Annotated in this window: 15 protein-coding genes and 1 pseudogene; 14 read left to right on the top strand and 2 right to left on the bottom strand. The window is 37.7% G+C overall.

What is annotated here, in order from left to right:
- The first annotated feature begins 353 nt into the window (after positions 1–353).
- From NST21_RS23360 to NST21_RS23320, 9 genes are all read left to right on the top strand, one after another.
- A complete protein-coding gene (locus tag NST21_RS23360; protein WP_340891566.1) occupies positions 354–2,420 on the top strand; it encodes a BglG family transcription antiterminator in 2,067 nt (688 codons plus the stop codon).
- On the top strand, positions 2,417–2,683 hold the full coding sequence (locus NST21_RS23355) for a PTS sugar transporter subunit IIB (protein ID WP_056520029.1): 267 nt from the start codon (positions 2,417–2,419) through the stop codon (positions 2,681–2,683). Before NST21_RS23360 ends, NST21_RS23355 begins: the two co-directional genes overlap by 4 nt.
- Positions 2,684–2,700: 17 nt before the next feature.
- The gene (locus tag NST21_RS23350; RefSeq protein ID WP_053347686.1) at positions 2,701–2,967 is read left to right on the top strand and encodes a PTS sugar transporter subunit IIB; all 267 of its coding nucleotides are present in this window, start codon (positions 2,701–2,703) and stop codon (positions 2,965–2,967) included.
- Positions 2,968–2,997: 30 nt separating this feature from the next.
- Positions 2,998–4,266, top strand: a complete 1,269-nt coding sequence (locus tag NST21_RS23345; protein ID WP_340891565.1) for a PTS ascorbate transporter subunit IIC — start codon at positions 2,998–3,000, stop codon at positions 4,264–4,266.
- 120 nt (positions 4,267–4,386) lie between these two features.
- Complete coding sequence (locus tag NST21_RS23340) at positions 4,387–5,238, top strand: HAD family hydrolase (protein WP_340891562.1); 852 nt, start codon at positions 4,387–4,389, stop codon at positions 5,236–5,238.
- 407 nt (positions 5,239–5,645) lie between these two features.
- Positions 5,646–6,620 (top strand): ABC transporter substrate-binding protein, encoded by a 975-nt coding sequence (locus tag NST21_RS23335; RefSeq protein ID WP_445670606.1) that lies wholly within the window; start codon positions 5,646–5,648, stop codon positions 6,618–6,620.
- 85 nt (positions 6,621–6,705) lie between these two features.
- Positions 6,706–7,710: a FecCD family ABC transporter permease gene (locus tag NST21_RS23330; RefSeq protein WP_340891560.1), complete on the top strand. Its 1,005-nt coding sequence runs from the start codon at positions 6,706–6,708 to the stop codon at positions 7,708–7,710.
- The gene (locus tag NST21_RS23325; protein WP_340891559.1) at positions 7,707–8,720 is read left to right on the top strand and encodes a FecCD family ABC transporter permease; all 1,014 of its coding nucleotides are present in this window, start codon (positions 7,707–7,709) and stop codon (positions 8,718–8,720) included. Before NST21_RS23330 ends, NST21_RS23325 begins: the two co-directional genes overlap by 4 nt.
- 15 nt (positions 8,721–8,735) lie before the next feature.
- Complete coding sequence (locus NST21_RS23320; protein ID WP_057214114.1) at positions 8,736–9,527, top strand: ABC transporter ATP-binding protein; 792 nt, start codon at positions 8,736–8,738, stop codon at positions 9,525–9,527.
- A gap of 975 nt (positions 9,528–10,502) precedes the next feature.
- Here NST21_RS23320 and NST21_RS23315 read toward each other — a convergent pair.
- Positions 10,503–10,901: a helix-turn-helix domain-containing protein gene (locus tag NST21_RS23315; protein WP_190270856.1), complete on the bottom strand. Its 399-nt coding sequence runs from the start codon at positions 10,899–10,901 to the stop codon at positions 10,503–10,505.
- 219 nt (positions 10,902–11,120) lie between these two features.
- On the opposite strand from NST21_RS23315, the gene NST21_RS23310 reads away from it, so the two are divergent.
- The 4 genes and pseudogenes from NST21_RS23310 to NST21_RS23295 all read left to right on the top strand — a co-directional run bounded on the left by NST21_RS23310 (position 11,121) and on the right by NST21_RS23295 (position 15,656).
- Positions 11,121–12,110 carry an asparaginase gene (locus tag NST21_RS23310; protein WP_340454966.1) on the top strand — a complete coding sequence of 330 codons (990 nt, stop codon included), beginning with the start codon at positions 11,121–11,123 and terminating at the stop codon, positions 12,108–12,110.
- A 20-nt stretch (positions 12,111–12,130) separates the two neighbouring features.
- Entirely contained in the window at positions 12,131–13,561 is a 1,431-nt protein-coding gene (aspA, locus tag NST21_RS23305; protein ID WP_340891555.1) for an aspartate ammonia-lyase, read from the top strand.
- Positions 13,562–13,968: 407 nt separating this feature from the next.
- Positions 13,969–15,000 carry a fatty acid desaturase gene (locus tag NST21_RS23300; RefSeq protein ID WP_116820994.1) on the top strand — a complete coding sequence of 344 codons (1,032 nt, stop codon included), beginning with the start codon at positions 13,969–13,971 and terminating at the stop codon, positions 14,998–15,000.
- Positions 15,001–15,084: 84 nt separating this feature from the next.
- Positions 15,085–15,656: pseudogene (locus NST21_RS23295) on the top strand (response regulator).
- A gap of 299 nt (positions 15,657–15,955) precedes the next feature.
- Here the strand turns inward: NST21_RS23295 and blaOXA are convergent.
- Complete coding sequence (gene blaOXA / locus NST21_RS23290; RefSeq protein WP_340891552.1) at positions 15,956–16,750, bottom strand: class D beta-lactamase; 795 nt, start codon at positions 16,748–16,750, stop codon at positions 15,956–15,958.
- Between the two features lie 137 nt (positions 16,751–16,887).
- Here blaOXA and NST21_RS23285 point away from each other — a divergent pair, with 137 nt between their 5' ends.
- Positions 16,888–18,288 carry an aminotransferase-like domain-containing protein gene (locus NST21_RS23285; RefSeq protein ID WP_445670569.1) on the top strand — a complete coding sequence of 467 codons (1,401 nt, stop codon included), beginning with the start codon at positions 16,888–16,890 and terminating at the stop codon, positions 18,286–18,288.
- Positions 18,289–18,306 lie beyond the last annotated feature (18 nt).

The following is an 18,306-nucleotide window of genomic DNA, read 5'->3' as shown; positions in this document are numbered from 1 at the left end:
ATGATCTTCAAGCTTACATTTAATTCTTTTATTTATAAGGTCCAGGTAAACAAAGAACCCTTTTATATCTTCTGGAAAAACATCATTATAAAAAGTAATGGTAACAGGCTAAATGAATTCCATAGAATAATCCTATAGTAGTCTAGTGAAGGGAAAGAAAAAAATATACGTCATATTTATTAAACCTACATACGTACATGAACGAAAAAATCTTAAACAAGTGAATGCGGTATTGTGCACAAATGTTTATAGAGTATATTGTTGTGCAGTCCATGTGACAACAATCGGACTTAGAAACGATTCATTTTCAATAAGAAGTAAGATATCGTAGAAGCAGGGAGAGGGATAAGAGAATGTTTTTAGATGAAAGAAGTGCCAATTTACTAAAACTATTACAGCATTCGCCCATTTCAAAAATGAAAGAACTTGAAGCACAAACCGGTCTGACAAGAAGGCAAATACAATATGGCCTGAATAAAGCGAATGACTGGCTCCAATTTCAAGGATATCAGCCCATTCAATATAATCGTGAAACAGGCTATTCCTTTTCTGGAAATATCAGAGATGAAGAATTGAACGTAAAACTGACAAAACGCAATTATATATTTTCAGAGACAGATAGAGAAAAAGTTTTTTACCTCATGATTTTATTAAGCCAGGAAGAATTATCCGTCTATCATTTCCAATCGATCACAGGGCTTTCTCGAAATACTGTGTTGAAAGATTTAAAGCGGCTTAAGGAGAAAAACAGGAACATAGCGCTTAAGATCCAGTATTCCAAACAAGATGGTTACGTGATGAAGGGTGAAAGTCGATTAAAGAGATATAGCATCGAACATCTCGTACATGATGTACTGAACAGCCCAAATAGTGAATTGATCTTGGAGTGCATATGGGGAAATCAAGAAAAACAAATAAGCTCAATCCGGATACAGCTTGAAAGATTCGAGCGTAAATTGGGCATTACCTTTACGGATGAGCGGCTTCATGAACTGACATATTTGTTTTTATGTACAGATCAGCTCATTGGAAAAGGAGAAGAATTACAATCTGATCAGAGCTGGGCGCCTTTTGTTACAACTGAAGAATATAAAATGGTTGAGGAAATGACCAAAACCGATGCTTTTCAATCAGTATGGAGCGAAACGGAAAATTTATACGCAACCTTACATTTACTAAGTATGAATAGAACGAAGGATATTTCCCCTCTTAAGGATGATGAAGTCATTCAACATCTTTTGCAGGAGATTGTGGAAGAGTTTGAGAGATTGGCTTTTGTTCATTTACATGATAAAGAACAGCTATGCCAACAATTGTACGTTCATTTTAAACCGGCTTATCATCGTCTAAAATATGGGCTCCCACAAATGAATCTGATGACAGAACGGGTGCAGAAGGTCTATCCTGAACTGCATCATCTGACCAAAAAATCTCTATGGTTATTAGAAAAAGAGATTGGCCGTTCAGTATCTGAAGAAGAAATAGCATACTTTACTATTTATTTTGGCGGATGGCTGCGCAAGCAAGGGACAACATTGGATGATCGAAAAAGAGCGATTGTTGTATGCCCTAATGGTATAGGAATCAGCAATATTCTCATTTATACATTGAGAGAATTGTTTCCGGATATTTTATTTTTGGATGTTCTGTCTGTTCGAAATGCCGCTGATTATCGACTGTCGTACGATCTTGTTTTTTCAACGGTGCATATGAGAACAAAAGCAACTTTATTTGTTGTACCGCCTATATTAGAAATGCAGGACAAACATAAGCTGCGTCAGCAAGTCATGCAGGAATTGTATGGGTATACGACGGACAATGTAGATGTTGCAGCATTATTAAAAGTCATTTCCAAGTATGCAACCATTCATGAACCGGATCAGCTTGAAAAGGCACTTCAATCAAATGTGTATAATCACACACCAAAAGTAACCCAATTTTCTTTAAAGGAGGCAGATAAGCCTGTGTTAGAAGAATTACTCAACATACAAACGATTCAATTACAGTCGCATGTTTCAAATTGGAAAGAAGCCATTCAAGTCGCAGCCCAGCCACTCGTAGATTTAGGAACTGTCGAAGATCGATATGTGGAAGCCATGATTGAGGCTATAGAAACGAATGGCCCATATGTGGTCATCACGCCTGGAGTGGCCATACCTCATGCGCGTCCGGAGCAGGGAGTTCGCTCTTTATCCATGAGTCTGTTGAAATTGGATGAACCTGTGGACTTTGCGCCAAATAAACCGGTCCGGCTGATTATTGTATTGGCGGCTGTAGATAACGATTCGCATTTACGGGCATTAATTCAGCTCACTCAATTATTGAATGAACCAGCTAATATTGAGGAGATTTTACAGACTGCAGATAAGTCTGTGCTTATGGAGTATGTTCATAAATATTCAAAGGAGGAAGCGGAATGAAAATCATGGTAGTGTGCGGAAACGGATTAGGCAGCAGTTTCATAATGGAAATGAATGTGAAAAAGGCATTAACGGAAATGGGAAAAACAGCTGAGGTAGATCATACAGACCTTACATCTGCAAAAACAGTGCAAGCGGATATTTTCCTTGGAGCAGCGGATATTGTAGGCCAGCTAGATGATGGAACCCGAACAATCGTTACGCTTGAAAATATGATGAGCATTCCTGAAATCAAATCTAAATTAGAGTCGCATTTAGGATAAAAAAAGGAGAGATTGATATGAAGAAAATCATGGTAGTGTGTGGGAACGGATTAGGCAGCAGTTTCATTATGGAGATGAATGTGAAAAAGGCATTAACGGAAATGGGAAAAACGGCGGAGGTAGATCATACAGATCTAACATCCGCAAAAACGGTACAGGCGGATATTTTCCTTGGAGCAGCGGATATTGTAGGTCAGCTTGATGATGGGACCCGTACGATTGTTACCCTGGAAAACATGATGAGCATTCCTGAAATCACATCGAAATTAGCGTCACATCTATAATAAAAAACAGAATGAAGAGGGGGAGAGGCAATGCTGGAACTTATCATGAATGACATCTTAGGTACACCTTCCATACTAGTAGGGCTGTTTGCTCTCATTGGCTTGCTGTTACAGCGAAAGTCCAGTGCGGATGTTGTATCCGGAACGCTAAAAACAGTTATGGGCTTCATTATCATTGGAGCGGGAGCGACAGTACTTGTTGGCGCCCTTGATATATTCAGTCAAATGTTCGATCATGCGTTCAATGTTCAAGGCGTCATACCAAATAACGAGGCCATTGTCGCTGCAGCACAAAGTGATTTTGGTACTTCGACTGCACTTATTATGGTATTTGGTATGGTTGTCAATGTTTTACTAGCTCGTTTCACGCCATTTAAATATATATTTTTAACTGGCCATCATACATTATTTATGGCCTGTTTAATTGCGGTCACCTTGTCGGTCGGAGGGCTTAACGGTGTTCCGCTTATCCTTGTCGGTTCTATTATATTAGGGGTATGCATGGTGTTGTTCCCTGCTATCCTTCAACCATACGTACGGAAGATTACCGGAAGCGATGATTTTGCCATCGGCCACTTTGGGACGATCGGGTATTTTGTTTCCGCTACTGTTGGAAAATGGTTTGGAAATAAGGAAAAGACGACGGAGCAGATTAAGGTTCCTAAATCTTTGGGATTTTTAAGAGACACTTCAGTCGCTGTATCACTTACGATGACATTGTTCTTTGTGATTGTTGCGTTGTTTGCGGGTCAAGACTATATTGAAACGAAACTATCCGGTGGTTCTAACTTCATCGTATTTTCATTCATCCAGGCCATTACATTTGCGGCCGGTGTGTACATCATTCTTGCAGGGGTGCGGATGTTAATTGCTGAAATTGTTCCTGCCTTCAAAGGGATTGCGGATAAAGTGGCGCCTGATACAAAGCCTGCGTTAGATTGTCCAACCATCTTTCCATTTGCTCCAAACGCAGTGATCATCGGGTTCTTATTCAGTTTTTTAGCTGGACTATTATCCATGTTCCTTCTTCCGGCAATAGGATTAAAAGTAATCGTTCCAGGGCTCGTACCACATTTCTTTACCGGGGCAGCTGCCGGTGTATTTGGAAATGCTACGGGTGGCCGACGTGGAGCGATGCTAGGATCATTTGCCAACGGAATCATTATTAGTTTTCTGCCGGCGGTTCTCTTGGTCTTCTTAGGAGATGTAGGGTTTGAAGGTACCACATTTGGTGATTCAGACTTCGGTGTGGTTGGTCTCTTGATCCTGAGCGTCATGAAACTTTTAGGATTATCCTGAACTGTTATACTGATAAGGTAAAGAAACAAAAATAAATGAATGAAACCAACAGCCTAAGATCTTTATAGATAATGGGCTGTTGGCATTTTCATCATCATTTGGATTTTTGAGGTGATTTGCATGAACAACAAGGCAATTGTGCTCGATTTGGATGGCACGACATTGAACGAAAGAAATACTGTGAATGAAACGCTGGAACAATACATAGGCGAACTTAGGAAAAGTGGTAAGCTGATTTTCATTGCGACAGGAAGAACGCTGGAAGAAGTGAGGGACGTTTTACCGTCCGGCATGGAAGCCGATGGAATGGTGACTGCCAATGGAATGTCCGTATTTATCGGAAAGAAACAAATTGTCGAACACGCCCTGTCGACGGAACTTGTGGAGGAATTGGTCGCCAAAGCAGGAGCGGAAGAGATTTTTTACGAAGTTCATCCGAACGATGGAACACGGATGGCATTACTTAAAGATAAAGACTATATGGTTAAACAAGGTTTGATGCCAAAGCCTGAGACAGTCGATGAAAATGAATGGCTATCAAGACAGGATGCAGTGGAAGACAAAATAAGATGGTCAGAACAACTGGATATAAGCAGCGTAGCCAAAATCTACTTCTTCAGCAATGAAATGAATACGATTCGAAAATGGAAAGCGGAATTGGGGAAAATCAAGCATTACAATGCCTTTACCACAGCTTCCTCCACCCATCATAATGTAGAAGTGACCGTGGAAGGCATCACAAAAGCAACAGGCGTTCAACTGCTGCTGAAGCATTTCCAGCTAGCACCGGAAAATATCCTGGCAGTAGGCGATGGCGAAAATGACCTCCCGCTATTTAAACTCGCCGGACATTGCGTTGCCATGAAAAACGCCACTGACCTGGTCAAAGAACAAGCTGATGAAGTGACGGAGCATTCATATAGAGAAGATGGCTTGTATCGCTTTTTGAAGAAAATGTTTCAATTACCTTAAGAAAGAACCCCTTGCTGTAGAGGAATTCCCATAACGTTCATCTATTCTCTTATTTCTCATATAATATGTGTCTATCAATCTGACTTATGTAAACTTTAAAAACCCTAACTATCTCTTTTAGTTAGGGTTTTTTACGGAATTTCCAGGTCTACTTCAAGCCTTGCCTAATCCTTTCTCTTATAATCTAACCGGTTTACTTCACGAATCAGTGGTTAAAACTGTAAAAGATAAAATGCATGTAGGTTGTCTTAATGGTCATAATGATTTTTAATCACAAAACTTTTTTAATATTGACGGTATCAATCTCTGACTTTATCATAACAACAGTAATGATAATCATTTTCAATTATGATTATCTCGTTGGAGAATTAGTTAAATAGGTATAGAAGATAGAAGGGGTGAAAAAAATGCGAGGATTTAATAAAGTAAGAACATTTGGAGGGGGAATATTAATCCTGTTATTTACTATTATGATGTTGTTAACAGGATGTAATACCTCTCAAAAAACGACAGAAGCAGAGAAGAAACAGAATTCTGCCGAAACAAAAAATCAAGAAATAAGAACAATTAAGCATGAAATGGGAGAAACAGAAATTCAAAATACTCCTACAAAAATAGTTACACTTGAGTTATCTTTCGTTGATTCTTTAAATGCTCTAGGAATAAACCCTATTGGAATTTCAGATGACAACAAAAAAGATATGATTACAAAACTTGTAGGTCAAGAAATAGATTATACTTCTGTAGGAACACGTGAACAGCCTAATTTAGAGGTTATTAGTTCTTTACAGCCGGATTTAATTATTGCAGATGCTGAGCGACATAAAGGTATCTATAAAGATTTACAGAAGATTGCTCCTACCGTTATCTTAAAAAGTCGGGAATCTACATATCAAGAAAACTTGGATTCTTTTAAAACGATTGCAAAAGCAGTAAATCAGGAAGAGGCCGCAGAAAAAAGGTTAAGTGAGCATGAAAAAACGATTAAGGAACTTAAATCAAAGCTTAATGTTAATTCAAATATGACGGTTTTACCTGCAGTTGTTCGAGATACTTCATTCCAAGCTCATACTTCTTCTTCTTATGATGGAGAATTGCTTGAACGTCTGGGATTGAAAAATGCTATTCAGCAAGAACAACCACATGCTGAGATGAATCTAGAGCAGCTTGTCGAGATTAATCCAGATGTGCTATTTTTAGCGAACAATGAGGGGAAGTTACTTACTGATGAGTGGAAGGACAATCCTCTTTGGAAAGACCTAAAGGCTGTAAAAAACGGACAAGTTTATAGTGTTGATCGAGATTTATGGACGAGATACCGTGGTGTTGTATCCGCGGAGGCTATTGCTAAAGACACTTTAAAAATGCTAGATGAAAAATAAAGGAACAAAAGCGAAGTAAGAGATCTAATTCTTACTTCTCTTTCTATTAGTTATAAATTTTGTTAGGAAGTGTGTTGTATAGTCAATGGAAACTGTAGTTAGAAGTAAAATGAAAGTGTATTGTACAGCTATAGCTGGAATAGTTTTGTTAATTTTAGGAGTCATAACAAGTATTTCTGTGGGAGCAGCCGATATAGATTTAGCAATGGTTTTGAAGTCCTTTTTTGAGGTGGACTCGTCTAAAGAACAGACTATTATAAGGACTCTTCGTTTACCTCGAGCTTTAGTTGGAGCATTAGTCGGTGCTAATTTAGCGGTGGCGGGTGCTCTTATGCAGGCTATAACCCGGAATTCATTAGCTTCTCCACAAGTATTTGGTGTTAATGCCGGTGCCTCATTTTTTATTGTGACATCTTTTGTTTTTTTTCCTAACCTCTCTTCTGTCTCTCTAGTTTGCATTGCATTTATTGGTGCAGCAGTGGGAGGAATGGCAGTCTATTCTTTTGCTTCGGGAGGAGGAATGACACAAGTAAAGCTGGCATTGGCTGGAATGGCTGTTCACTTTTTTTTATCTTCTTTAACGCAAGGTATGATTATCTTTAATGAACAAGCGAAAGATGTGCTCTATTGGTTAGTAGGATCTATTAATGGAAAAACATGGGCGCATGTTAACATGATTCTTCCATGGTCTCTTTCCGGGCTATTTGTTGCTGTATTGTTCTCTCGATCTGTTTCTATCCTTGTATTAGGAGAAAATATGGCGCAAGGACTTGGGCAACGGGTGTATCGAATCCGCATTTTAGCAGGGATATTGGTAATTATCTTGGCAGGATCTTCGGTGGCAGTCGCAGGCCCAGTGGGCTTTATTGGATTGATTATTCCTCATATTGTTAGGAGACTAGTGGGGGGAGATTATCGAAGAATCATCCCTTTTTCTGCATTATTCGGCGCTTTACTCTTAGTTTATGCAGATATTCTCGCTCGGTTTATCGCCTATCCTTTTGAGTCGCCGGTAGGAATTGTAACAGCTATAATCGGTGCGCCATTCTTCCTTTACTTAGCGAAGAGAGGCAGGAATATTAAACAATGAAACTAAAACAAAAGTTTGTGTTGAAACCAAATGTGTACCCTTATTCAATTCTCCTTCTGCTGATGGTAACGACGCTAATTTTATCAATGGTGAGCCTGGGATTAGGGGCCATTTATATCTCACCTATAGAAATCATCCAAAATTTCCTTGGAAATGGCATGCAAAGTCAGGCATTCATTCTGCACAACTACCGCATACCGCGTATTTTAATTGCCGTGATAGTGGGGGCCGGATTGGCAACAGCTGGAGCTATTCTGCAAGGAGTCCTTCGAAATCCATTGGCTTCTCCAGATGTGATTGGGGTAACAAAAGGTGCCGGTTTGGCAGCTGTTATCGTCATTGTTTTATTTCCGCAATCGCCCATTATCATACTGCCCCTTTCAGCTTTTATCGGAGCGGCGGTCATGGCGGCAATTTTGATGATATTTGTTTATAAAAAAGGAGCTCAACCAAATACAATAGCTTTGGTGGGAATTGCTTTAGGGGCAATATGTCAAGCTGGGATAGAGTATTTCATGGTCAAGTTCCCGGATGATGTAAATACGACACTGCTGTGGTTGACTGGCAGTTTATGGGGAAGAGGATGGGATCAAGTATTCATTTTGCTTCCATGTCTTGCTCTTGTCCCGGTATTGATTGCCTTAACGTCTAAAATGGATGTACTGAGCCTTGGAGACGAAATAGCTACAGGTCTCGGTGAAAGATCAAAATTACTGCGTTATATATTGTTAAGTGTTTCTGTCATTTTAATCGGAGTCTGCGTAGCTGCGGTTGGTTCTATCGGATTTATTGGTTTAATTGCCCCACATATTGCCCGGAGAGTGGTAGGGTCAAAATTCAAGGTTTTACTTCCTGCTTCAGCTCTTTTTGGTTCTATCTTTCTACTCGTTGCCGATAGCCTGGGAAGAGGATTATTCCCTCCAATAGAAATACCCGCCGGAATTATCACAGCTGTGATTGGGGTGCCATATTTTTTATATCTATTACGTCGTGAACGAAAAATAACATAAGGAAGGCGGGAGATTATGACAACATTATCGGCAGAGAATCTTTCTCTCTCTTATGGAACAACTCAAATTCTTGATAATATCGATTTAGAAATTCCTGAAGGTAAGATCAGTATTATCATTGGTTCTAATGGTTGTGGCAAATCTACTATTTTACGGTCTCTAGCTAGATTATTAATACCGCAACAAGGCACGATCTATTTAGATGGAAAAGCTATTCATCATCAATCTTCCAAGGAAGTTGCAAAGAAATTGGCTATTTTACCCCAAGCTCCGGAAGCTCCTGAAGATATAACTGTTAAAGAGCTATGCTATTATGGTAGGCATCCACATAAAGGCTTATTTTCCAGACAAACTCCAGAAGATCATGCTATTGTAGACCGTGCGTTATCTGCAACAAAAATGACTGATTTTGCTGATCGTACATTGGATGCACTATCTGGAGGACAAAGGCAAAGAGCGTGGATTTCAATGGCTTTGGTACAAGATACGGATCTTTTACTGTTAGATGAACCGACAACGTATCTAGATTTAGCACACCAAATTGAAATATTAGAATTACTACGAGATTTAAATGTAACTTATGGGCGTACGATTGTCATGGTTTTACATGATCTAAATCAAGCCGCACAGTATGCTGATCATCTAATTAGCATTGTTAAGGGAAAGATCTATAAAGAGGGACATCCTGAAACAGTGTTTACAAAAGATATGATTAAGGATGTCTTTGGACTAGATTGCTGTATTATTGAGAACCCTGTTGATCAAACGCCACTTTGTATTCCAATTGGTTTATCTCAAGATAATTAAAAGTATTTTGGTTCTGGTGCAAAATCTACTCCCTAGAAACATACATTCTCAGTTTCCATAAAATTGCTAGCTTATGAAGTTAACACGAACGATTATTTTTAATTTTTTCACGAATGAAGTCCAGGTATCTTTTCCGCGAGTTACACATGGGACTTCTAAAAGAAGATGGATAAAAATCACAATCTTATATGTAAGTACAGAACCTATTTTGATTAGCTCTATTTCAAAATGGGTTCTTTCTGCTTGGCAATGATAAAGGGTTAATTTTTCTAGGTTTATTTGGGACAGTAATCTTACTGGGGATTTGGATATCAGGCCGTGAACGTGTTTCAAAGAAGAGGAAGAAAGAAATGGAGAAAATCGAAGTTTGAAAATTGTAATGTTCTGTTAAAGAGAGTGGATAACCCGATTTAATTCATTAAATGATCAGACTATTTATAAGTTGGTTAGGGAATATGACAAGGAATCTTAAAAAAATCATCATACAATAGAAGAAACTTGTCAAAAAGAATCCTTTGCAAAAGGCAGCATCTCACCAAGTGATCTTAAGGATCATGCTCATCAATTGCAACCATTTCTATTTGATTCCAAAGATTTTCTAATCTTTTTGATAATAAAACCAATCCATTACAAAAAGTAACGTTATCTTTATTTTACAAAAAAAGCTTGCAGGTTTGGAACGTAAAAAGGGACTTCTTCAAGCTGAGCCACTGTTAACGGGGGATCAGCTTGAAATATTCAAATAAACCACCTTCTGTTTCTGATGAATATGTTTTTAGGGAAATAATTATTTTGGGTTCTGGGGAGAAAAGAAACAGATAGCAAAAACAAAATGAATTTCAGTTAATAAAATATTATTTGGATTATACTTAAAGCTGAATTTTTTTGGTTAAAAACTGGAATATTCTGTATTTTGGTTATAGTTTTACTTTATTGAAAAAATTCGTGGTTGATCCAGAATCAAATTATCTGGCTTTAGCCCAATGAATCTCTTGTCACATATTGTTTATAGCAGTTTCCTTCCAATTCTCGCTTAGCTCTAATAAAAGCAATAAATTGTATCATTTCCTCTTCAGAAAGAGATATTCCATCGACAGCCAGCTCCAAATTTAAGGGATCCGTTAATTCCATGAATTGAACGGACTCTGTGGAAATCTCTTTAGGCAGAAAAGTTGAATGTTCAACTCTACCTAGAATGTAGTCAATCGAAGTCTCAAATAAATCAGCCATTGACTTAATAGATTCTAATGATGGACGACGATATCCGGACTCGTAACCTGCATATGTACTCTTGGCAATCCCGAGTCGATCAGCGGTGTATTGCAATGACCATTTTTTTCTCTTTCTTAATGAGATAATTCTGTTTAATATCATTTTCCAGTACTCCTTCTTTTTCTTATTCTTATACCATTATAATAATATAAAGTGTACGCGAAGCGAATAATATTTTGCTTGATTTCCCTCTTTTATAAAATTATAATACAAATAGCGTTCGCGGAACGCGAATTTTAATGAAAAATGCATTTATTTCTGTCGTTATACTTATAGTAATTGTAAATACCGATATAGGTAAGTTATAGAGGAGGTATAATTATGAAGAGGTTGATGCTTCTCACTACTGGTGGTACAATAGCTTCGTTAGAAGGGAAAAATGGACTGGTTCCAGAGATGAAAGCTGATGAAATTTTAGGTCATCTACCGGGTTTAGATTTACTCTGTCAGATTGATAGTAAGCCTTTGATGAATATTGATAGTACAAATATGCAGCCGGAATATTGGTCTGAAATGGCAAAATCCATCCATGAACACTACCATGATTACGATGGCTTTGTTATCACCCATGGGACAGATACAATGGCCTACACTTCAGCTGCGCTCTCATATATGTTACAAGATGTAGAGAAACCAATTGTGGTTACAGGGTCTCAAATCCCAATTGCCTTTAAAAAAACAGATGCCAAAAGAAATATCTCGGACGCAATTCGGTTTGCTTGTGAAGAAATCGGAGGAGTATATGTAGTTTTTGATGGTAGAGTCATTCAGGGAACAAGGGCCATTAAATTGAGAACGAAAAGCTATGACTCGTTTGAAAGTATTAATTACCCTTATGTTGCTACTATATATAAAGATAAAATAGAGTATAATAAGTCTGTTCATTTATCAAAGAATAAGGAAGTTAAATTAGATACTTCCCTTTGTACAGATGTTGCTTTGGTAAAGTTACATCCTGGAATTAAGCCAGAATTCTTTGATTTTCTGAAAAACGAATATCAGGGGATTGTAATAGAAAGTTATGGGAGCGGCGGTATTCCATTTCACGGAAGAAACATTTTGGAGAAATTGAATGAATTGGCCGAGCTTGGAATATCTGTTGTCATTACTACTCAATGTTTAGAGGAAGGGGAGGATATGGATATATATGAAGTGGGGCGAAAAGTAAATCAGAATGTAATCATTCGTTCCAGAAATATGAATACAGAAGCCATCGTTCCTAAATTGATGTGGGTATTAGGCAAGACACAGGATCCACAAAAGGTGAAGGAAATGATGGAAACACCAATTGCAGAAGATATTACATTTTGAAACATGGGGGAGCAGGGGAAATGATGATAGACGAGAGAACATGCCGAATTGAGAAAGACTTTCTAGGTGAAAAGGAAATACCAGCAGATGTTTATTATGGAATACAAACTATGCGCGCTGTAGAAAATTTTCCGATTACCGGTTACAAAGTCAATGAAGAAATGATTCGTGCACTAGCCATGATAAAAAAAGCAGCCGCTTTAGCAAATATGGACACAAAACGTTTGTATGAAGGAATTGGAAGCGTTATCGTTAAAGCTTCAGATGAAGTGATCGATGGAAAATGGCATGAATATTTCATCGTTGACCCAATTCAAGGTGGCGCGGGTACATCGATGAATATGAATATCAATGAAATCGTTGCGAACAGAGCGTTAGAATTAATGGGGCACGAAAAAGGTGACTATTCAAAAGTTAGTCCAAACAGCCACGTTAACATGTCGCAGTCAACCAATGACGTATTTCCAACTGCTATTCATTTATCAACACTACGACTATTAGAGCAGTTAATAAAAACAATGACAAAGATGGCGTCAGTTTTAAAGGCAAAAGCAAAACAATTTGATCATGTTATCAAAATGGGCCGTACACATCTTCAAGATGCAGTGCCAATTCGTCTCGGCCAAGAATTTGAAGCATATAGTCGCGTGCTAGAGCGAGATATAAAAAGAATTAGTCAATCACGTCAGCATTTATATGAAGTGAATATGGGAGCAACAGCTGTTGGAACTGGATTAAATGCAGATCCACGTTATATCGAAAATGTTGTTACTTATTTAGCTGAAATTAGTGAATTGCCACTTGTAGGTGCAGAACATTTAGTAGATGCAACACAAAATACGGATGCCTATACTGAAGTGTCAGCTGCATTGAAAGTATGTATGATGAATATGTCTAAAATTGCTAATGATTTACGTTTGATGGCATCAGGACCAAGAGCTGGGTTAGGTGAAATCTCGCTTCCGGCACGTCAACCAGGTTCATCAATAATGCCAGGAAAAGTAAATCCAGTAATGCCAGAATTAATTAATCAAGTTGCTTTCCAAGTAATTGGGAATGATAATACGATTTGCTTAGCATCAGAAGCAGGACAATTAGAATTAAACGTAATGGAGCCTGTACTTGTATTCAATTTATTGCAATCAATTAGCATTATGAATAATGCATTCAATGTCTTTACAGATTATTGTTTAGAAGGTATTGAAGCGAATGAGCAACATTTAAAAGATTATGTCGAACAAAGTGTTGGAGTGATTACAGCAGTCAACCCGCACCTTGGTTACGAAGTGGTTTCACGTATTGCACGTGAAGCGATTTTAAAAGGTAAATCAGTTCGCGAACTTTGCTTACAGTATGATGTGTTAACAGAAGAAGAATTAGATTTAATTCTAAACCCTTATGAGATGACAAAGCCTGGTATAGCGGGTGCTTCTCTTTTCGATCGAGAATAACTTTAATATATATTGAATTTTTATTGGAAGAACTATGCCTATTATGCCCTAAAGGTTAAAGGCATAGTTCTTGATTTTTTTATTCTTAATTTGAACTTTTGAGTTAGTCTTTAGTGAAGGCTAACTTTTTTTAGATTTAGAAGCTATTTTGGGGGCAGCATTCTACCAAGACCCCATACAAAGGCATTGACTACTCTTAGAATTGAAGGCTAAGGAAACTAGGATGTTTCTGATATTATGTCCGTTGTTCAGATTTATAGGAAAATTTCATAGGCAAGTGTAGTATAAATTTAACTTGTACATGACATTTGTCATATCCTAGTCATGACACCAGGTACTAACAATGTCATTTTCTTTCCTTTATAATATGAATTAACAACAAAAACAAAAGGAAGTGCATTTGAATAATGACCTTACAAAATACTAAAAACTTGAGAAAACAAGTTGCTCCTTTTGAACAATCAACGACAAAGGAAAGTATATGGCAGATTATCAATACGTTGGGGCCATTTATTATCTTATGGTACTTAACATATATAAGCCTTTCCGTTTCTTATTGGCTAGCATTAGTTCCAGCCGTGATAGCTGCTGGCTTCCTGACACGAATTTTCATTATTTTTCATGATTGTACCCATCATTCATTTTTTAAAAGCCGCCGTATCAATAGAATAGTGGGGACAGCTATGGGTGTTTTAACGTTATTCCCGTTTGATCAGTGGGGGCATGAGCATTCTGTTCATCACGCTACAAGTGGTAATTTAGATAAGCGAGGTACGGGAGATATTTGGACACTTACGGTGGATGAATATTTGGCAGCACCACTTAAACTACGTTTAGCCTATCGTTTTTATCGCAATCCATTGGTAATGTTCGGAATAGGTCCAATTTATGTTTTCCTTCTTAAAAATAGATTTAACCGAAAAGGTGCTCGAAAGAAAGAAAAAATGAATACCTATTTGACGAATGTACTAATCGTTGTTTTAGTAGGATTACTTTGCTTGGCAGTTGGTTGGCAGTCGGTTCTTTTAGTACAAGGTTCCATATTCTTAATATCAGGTTCAGTAGGCATTTGGCTGTTTTACGTTCAGCACACGTTTGAGGATTCTTATTTTGAAGAAGATAAGGAATGGGAATATGTAAAAGCAGCAGTGGAAGGAAGTTCTTTTTATAAGCTTCCAAAACTGATGCAATTCCTTACTGGTAATATCGGATACCATCATGTGCACCATTTAAGTCCAAGGGTACCTAACTATAAACTAGAAGAGGCACATAATAATACCCTTCCTTTAAAGAACGTACCAACGATTACTCTTGCAACAAGCTTGCGGTCAATCCGTTTCCGTCTGTGGGATGAGGAAAATAAGAATTTTATTGGCTTCAAAGATTTAAGATATGTAGCGGAAAAAAGTGTTTCTGCTAAAGTGAAATCTGAGATATAACTGCACCATTTATGGACAGACTCCCCTTGATTATAGGGGGAGTCTTTGATTAATATAAAACTGCCCGGTAAGGAGAGAACTTAAATGATTCGAATTGTAATTGCAGAGGATCAGGAAATGCTGTTAGAGGCAATGAGTTCCCTACTTAATTTTGAAGAAGATATTGAAGTTGTCGGGCAAGCGCGTAATGGAGAAGAGGCACTTACACTTGTGCACCAATTACAGCCGGATGTTTGTATCATGGATATAGAGATGCCTGAAAAGAGTGGACTTGAGGCAGCAGAAGCTTTAAAGTCATTTGATTACAAAGTAATTATTTTAACAACTTTCAGGAAAAATGGTTATTTTCAACGTGCGTTAAAAGCTAATGTAAGAGGATATTTATTGAAGGACAGCCCAAGCGACGAGTTAGCCTGTTCGATTCGCAGTATAATGGATGGAAAGCGAATTTACTCCCCAGAACTTATAGATCATGCTTCCAACAATAATGAACAGGAAATGGGAGTGTTAGGACTGTTGGCCGATGCTCAAACCACAATTGAACCCTCTAATCAGCAAAGTAACACAATTGGGACTGTAAGAAAATATTTTTCAACAATCAAAGATAAAATGAAATTACCAACCGGTTAGAAATTATTAACTTCACCCAAAAATAAACAACTTCTCAGGAATCTACTTGTGAGATTTATGTTGTAATAGATTAAAAATTCTTTTTGAACTCTTTTTCTATTGTGGAAAGGAGTTTTTGTTTTTTTAATGACTAAAGGATAAGAATCACGGGTCGAAATCCTTCAAAAAACCGCATGTATGACGAGCAAACTTTGCTTAAATTTTGGTTGGAATATCAGTCTAAGAGAAGGCAGAACATAAAGGAAATGAAAAGGAACCTGAATCAATCGGTTCCTTTTAATTTTTCCTCATATTGTAAAATCTGATTAGGAGCATACGTGAAGGTTTATTCGTTAATAATTTTCAACTCTTTCAGAACATCTACTGTAATCGTCTTTGCTTTGCTTCCGCTTCCGTTAATGTTCGTTGCAAAGACCCATTTCCCTTTGTCTGTTTCGATGTAACCTACATACCAGCCTAATCCCAGATCGGAAAGGCGTGTACCTGTTTTTCCGTGGAGAACATATGAGTCTGCTTCTTCATTAATCATGATTCTCTTTACTGTTCTCATATGCTGTTTATCAAAGGGCAGTTTTTCTTCTACGAGGTTCTCCATAAAATGAGCTTGTTCTTGGGCAGATATTTTTATGCTGCTATCAAGCCAGAAATGATCAATCCCACCGGATATATCCCTGTTACCATAATTGATTCGGTTCACGTATTTCTGCATATCCTCTGCACCAATATCTCGGGCCATTTCTTGATAATACCAGATCACTGAATGTCTCATGCCTGAAGCCAGTGTATGATCCCTGTTCCAATCCTCAAATTCCCTAAGTACACCATCCCAGCGCTTCACTTCATATTCATCATGTACGGCTTTTGTCTGTAAGCCGATTAATGCATTTAGCACTTTAAAAGTCGATTCTGGAGTAAAGCGCACTTTACTTCTCTTTTTGTTATAGATATATACCGTATCAGATTTAATGTTTTGTATTACGGTTGTCCCTTGTACCCCATCGAACGATTCCCCAACTTGCAGTACTTTCACCTTCTGGTTGTTTGCACTTACTTGAATGCTGCTCATTGAACCACTAAATAGGAGTACAATAAGCATTAGAAATACCTTTAGGATTTTCATTTCACACTCTCCTTAAAGTCATGGATTGATGGATCAGCAGCAATGCAGGCCTTCATTACTGCAATCAAAAATAGTTAACAAGATTTGATAGCTAAAGTATACTTATTTCCGTTGAGAAACTAAACGATGTTTTTCTTATGCTGTGCCCATACAGATTAGAAGGGAAGGGGAAAATAGTGAGGATATACGAGGAGATTATCGAGGTCATTAATCATCGGGTAGCTCAAGGTTTATTGGGGACAGGGAGCAAGCTGCCTTCTATCAGGACTTTATCGGACGAGCTCTCTTGCAGTAAAAACAGTGTGATCAAGGCGTACCAGGAAATGGAGAATAGACATTTAATCTATTCTGTTCCCAAGAGCGGTTATTATGTTGTCGAGGACTACTCTTTTCGCCAAAAGGATCACATAGAGAATAAGAAAATAGATTTTTTGTCTGCAGGTCCCGATAAACATTCAATGCCATATCTTGACTTTAAACATTGCATCAACCAGGCGATTGATTTATATAAAGAAGAAATGTTTTCCTATTCAGAGATTCAAGGATTGCGTTCGCTTCGTTTAGAGCTAGCGAAGCATTTACAGGACCTCCAGGTTTTTACCGTACCCGAAAGAATATTTGTTGTAACTGGATCTCAACAAGCCCTTCATCTTTTTGTCTCACTTCCATTTCCCAACGGAAAGAATAATATTTGCATTGAACAGCCAACACACACTGGATTCATTGAATCTCTAAAACATCAGAATGCTGTTGTTTATGGAATAGAGGTAACGAAAACGGGGATAGATTTGCATGATTTGGAACAAATATTTAAACAGAATAGCATCAAGTTCTTTTACATAACTTCAAGGTTTCATAACCCAACTGGTTACAGTTATTCGAATGCTGAAAAAAAGAAGATTGTGGAATTGGCACAACAATATGATGTCTATATCGTTGAAGATGATTATATGGGAGATCTTGATTTCAATTTGAAGCAGGACCCGATGTTTGCCTATGATACCTCAGGAAGGGTTATCTATACAAAAAGCTTTTCTAAGATATTACTTCCTGGTTTGAGGCTGGGCCTGACAGTCATACCTGACTCGATGAAAGAAGTATTTTTGCAGGCCAAATTTGCTGCAGATTTACATACCCCGGTTCTTACACAGGGTGCACTAGAAATTTACTTCAAAAATGGAATGTTTCATGCACATATAAAAAAAATGAGGGAGATGTATAGAAACAAAGGGAGGCTATTACAAACAGCCTATAGAGATCATCTGCCTTCTTCTGCTTCTTTTTCCGGTTCATTATCGGGTTTTTATTCAACCATTGAATTACCTTATCCTCTAAAAGCTAAACATCTCATTGAACACTTAATGATGGAAAGTGTGTATGTGGACGATGTTGGAAAAATGTACATGCCAGAATGTAAAAAAGAAAATGTTATTCGACTTAGTGTTTCTCAAATTGAAGATGATTCTATCAGTATTGGTGTACAAAAAATTGCCGATTCTATTAGGAAACTTCTTAAACAGAGAAACATGTCTATATAAATTTATGTAAAATATGAC

It is taken from the genome of Peribacillus sp. FSL K6-1552 (assembly GCF_038005205.1).
In the GTDB taxonomy this organism is placed as follows: Bacteria; Bacillota; Bacilli; order Bacillales; family DSM-1321; genus Peribacillus; species Peribacillus butanolivorans.
This window is presented reverse-complemented; position numbering and strand designations above follow the sequence as displayed.